General features: G+C 55.9%; 4 protein-coding genes. 2 read left to right on the forward strand and 2 right to left on the reverse strand.

What is annotated here, in order from left to right; all coding sequences use genetic code 11:
* Together KQJ18_RS22470 and KQJ18_RS22475 are read right to left on the reverse strand one after the other, a co-directional pair.
* A partial coding sequence (locus tag KQJ18_RS22470) for a phage portal protein (protein WP_216422790.1) occupies positions 1-774 on the reverse strand: 774 nt, incomplete at its 3' end.
* Positions 774-2,540 (reverse strand): terminase ATPase subunit family protein, encoded by a 1,767-nt coding sequence (locus KQJ18_RS22475; protein WP_216422791.1) that lies wholly within the window; start codon positions 2,538-2,540, stop codon positions 774-776. The genes KQJ18_RS22475 and KQJ18_RS22470, both read right to left, overlap by 1 nt.
* A gap of 142 nt (positions 2,541-2,682) precedes the next feature.
* On the opposite strand from KQJ18_RS22475, the gene KQJ18_RS22480 reads away from it, so the two are divergent.
* Positions 2,683-3,516 carry a GPO family capsid scaffolding protein gene (locus KQJ18_RS22480; RefSeq protein WP_216422792.1) on the forward strand — a complete coding sequence of 278 codons (834 nt, stop codon included), beginning with the start codon at positions 2,683-2,685 and terminating at the stop codon, positions 3,514-3,516.
* A gap of 16 nt (positions 3,517-3,532) precedes the next feature.
* The coding region (locus KQJ18_RS22485; RefSeq protein ID WP_216422793.1) for a P2 family phage major capsid protein at positions 3,533-3,868 on the forward strand (336 nt) is incomplete at its 3' end.

Consider the following 3,868-nt stretch of genomic DNA (forward strand, 5'->3'; position numbering starts at 1 on the left):
GATCTGGATGCCGTCCTTTTTTCCATTGGGCGAATACATAAACAGATTGCGGAAGTTGCCCGGACCTTTGGCGCTTTTTATGGCCTGGCGGATATTGTTCACGTCCTCCTGATTCTGTGCTGCGTCTGTCATGTACATGATGAAACCCGCATGGCTGCCGTTGATGTAATACTTCCGGCGGAACAGCGTGGCGGACTCGTTGAGCAGGGCTGATGGAATGGCAGAAAGATAACCCGGTAGTCCATAGATCTCCTGGTTAATATCCGGTTCCATCAGATGAAAAATGCTGCCCTCAGTGAACTGATAAGGCTGGGTTGTTATACCGTATTGCACAAACCAGTAGGTATCCAGATCCACACCCCGGCGGGTGTATTTCGCCAGCGACGGCTCCAGCGACAGAATACCGCCGAGCCGGTTCGTTCGTTTCTCCAGATAAGCGTTTCCGAATACCAGATAGTCCTGTACAAACCTGCTGAACGCTTGCTGGCTCAGCAATGGATGCGGGATAAAGGTGCTGGTCAGAATGTTGCGCTTCACCGCAATGGGTGAGCTGTGGTGCACGGCGGCACGGTAGGTGCGAGCCAGTCCATCAAAACTGACCGGCGGCTCATACCATCTGTCCATCTGTACGCATTCCACATAGTCCAGCAGCTCTCGGCGGTCCAGCACCGGGATAGGATCGCCAAAGCTGAAAGCCTCGGCAGTGACGCCTGCGTTTTTAGGCGCTGTAGCTTCTGTTGGCATTGAGCTGGTTAAGGCTTCGGGTTCACTCATCAAAAAATCTCCACGATATTACTGGTATTGGCGGATTCGCCCTGCAGCGGTTCGTTAAACAGTGCGTGCATTGTTGCCCAGGCCAGATCTGCGTGGCTGGCTTCTTCGCTGCGGCTGGCTTCATAGGTTGGGCGGTTTCCGCTGGCGGTGGTGGCCCGGCGGATAGCCATAAAGGACTGCGCAATGTCAGTGTGTCCGGCGTCAAACTCCAGACGGCGGTGGCTGATAATGTCGTATGCCTTGAGCACCAGGGCGTTTTTGACGTTAGGGTTGTAGACAAACTCCCGTACTGCTGGGAAAAAGTCTTTTACGTTCAGGTAAACACCGTGACCAACGCCGGTAGAGTCGATGCCGATATAGGTCACGTTGTACTGCTGCGTCAGCTGTTTGATGGCGTCCGCCTGGGCGCGGAAGTCCATCCCGCGCCACTGGTGACGCTCCAGAATGCGGAACTTTCCGCCCGGTACAGTGGGTGGTGCCATAACCACGCAGCCTGCGCTGTCACCGTTCTGCGTACCTTTCGCCGGGTCGTATCCGATCCAGACTTCGCGCCAGCCAAACGGGCGCAGCGCCAGAGCCTGAAAATCGGTCCAGACTTCCCAGCTGTCCACCATGCACGCCTGCAGTTCGCTGAGAGGGAATACAGACGCCAGATCGTCAATAAATTCGCACATCAGCAGGTTCTGGTATTCGTCCGGGCTGTACTCCATGCGCAGCTGGTCGAGGTCGAACAGGTTACAGCCGCCGCGCACCGCATCCTCCACGGTGACGATCTGGCGGTACTGCCCGTCAGGGCAGAGCAGGCCGCGCGCAAGGTTGCTGTGGGTCAGGTCAATATCCACCTTGTCCGCTTTGGCACGGCCCCGGTTAAACAGAGCACCGGACCAGAACGGATACGCGCTGTGGGTCAGGCTGGACGGCGTGGAAAAGTAGGTTTGTCGCCATTTTTTGTGAATGGCCATACCGGAAGCAACCTTGCGCAGCTCCTGGAATTTCGGTATCCAGAAATATTCATCCAGATACAGGTTGCCGTGGTAGCTCTGCGCCGTTCGGGCGTTGGTGCCGAGAAAGTATAAGGCTGCACCATTGGGCAACACCATGGGATCGCCTTTCAGCTCCACCTCAACTTCTTTGGCAAAGTCGATGATGTACTGCTTAAAGACGTGCGCCTGAGCCTTACTGGCAGAGAGGAAAATCTGGTTGCGTCCGGTCAGCAGAGCGTCAATCAATGCTTCACGGGCAAAATAAAACGTGGCACCAATCTGGCGTGACTTGAGCAGATTGCGGATGCGGTTTGTTTTCCCTGCTTCAAACCAGTGACGCTGATAGTCGAACATAGAGGCGTGGAAGACTTCTTCCAGCTTTTCGATCTGTTCGTCGGTGAAAACGTTCTTTTCCGGCTGCCTGCGCGGACCTTTGTTACGGTTGGCTACTTTCGGGTTTAAATCTGCTTCGTTCCCGCCGTCGTTAAATTTGCCGATCCGGGCGTGGCGCTCTGACTGGCGCGCCAACAGGTCAATTTCCTTGAAGTCTTTCCCTTCTTTCTGCTCCTTCATGATGAGCTGGCAGTAACGTGCGGCGGTGGTGAGCTGCATCTGATCCAGCGGCCCATAGTCGCCCCACTTGTCGCGTTTTTTCCAGCTGTGAACGGTTGCAACTTTTTCGCCCAGCATTTCAGCAATGCGGGCTACGCGGTATCCCTGAAAGTACAGCAGCATGGCCTGCCGACGGGGATCGAGGTCTGCGGGGGGCAGTGTTGTGTTCATAGCCCAAACATACGGCCTTGGATGGCGGCTTTCCCCGGCTGCGGTTTGTGTGGTTTACCGTACAAATACAGCGCGTTGTCTCACTCCCCCCATCACCGCAAACATAAGGCTCCAGTAAGTTATTTCTAACGGAGCACGGCTCATGACAGTGAAAGCAAAGCGTTTCCGTATCGGGGTGGAAGGTGCCACCACTGACGGGCGCGAAATCCAGCGTGAATGGCTGGTACAGATGGCTGCCAGCTACAACCCGACGGTCTATACCGCGCTAATTAACCTTGAGCACATCAAGTCTTATTCCCCGGACAGTGCCTTCAATCGTTACGGCAAAGTGACTGCGCTGGTTGCAGAGGAAATCCAGGACGGTCCGCTGGCGGGCAAGATGGCACTTTACGCCGATGTTGAACCGACGGACTCCCTGGTGGCACTGGTGAAAAAAGGCCAGAAGCTGTTTACCTCCATGGAGGTCAGCCCGAAGTTTGCCGACACCGGCAAGGCCTATCTTGTGGGGCTGGCGGCAACAGACGATCCGGCGAGTCTCGGCACCGAAATGCTGGCTTTCAGTGCCAGCGCCGCACATAACCCGCTGGCAAACCGTAAGCAGAACCCTGAAAACCTGTTTACCGCTGCCGAAGAAACGCAGATCGAACTGGAAGAAGCCCAGGACGAAAAGCCGTCCCTCTTTGCCCGCGTCACCGCACTGTTCACCAAAAAAGAGCAGACCGACGATGCGCGATTCTCTGATGTGCATAAAGCCGTGGAGCTGGTCGCTACTGAGCAACAGATCCTGAGCGAGCGCACTGTCAAATCCCTGTCCGAACAGGACCAGCGCCTTTCTGAGCTGGAGTCCTCCCTGCAGGAACAGCAGACCGCCTTTGCCGAGTTACAGCAGCAGCTGAGCCGCGAAGACAGCCGAAGGGATTACCGCCAGCGCGCGCCGGGCGGTGACGCACCGGCAGGCACCCTGACCAATTGCTGATGGAGCATAAAACCCGATGAAAAAGAATACCAAATTTGCCTTTAACGCTTACCTGCAGCAGCTGGCGCGCCTGAACGGTGTGGAAGTTGAGGAACTGTCCAGCAAGTTCACCGTGGAGCCGTCCGTGCAACAAACGCTGGAAGATGAGATCCAGCAGTCCGCCGCATTCCTGACGCTCATAAACATTTCCCCCGTAGATGAGCAGTCAGGTCAGTTGCTGGGGCTGGGCGTGGGCAGCACTGTTGCCGGGACCACGGATACGACCAAGCAGGATCGTGAGCCGACCGATCCAATGGTGATGGAGGACGTGGAATACAAATGCGAGCAGACCAACTTTGATACGGTGCTGACC

It is taken from the genome of Citrobacter sp. S55_ASV_140, assembly GCF_018919505.1.
In the GTDB taxonomy this organism is placed as follows: Bacteria; Pseudomonadota; Gammaproteobacteria; order Enterobacterales; family Enterobacteriaceae; genus Citrobacter; species Citrobacter werkmanii.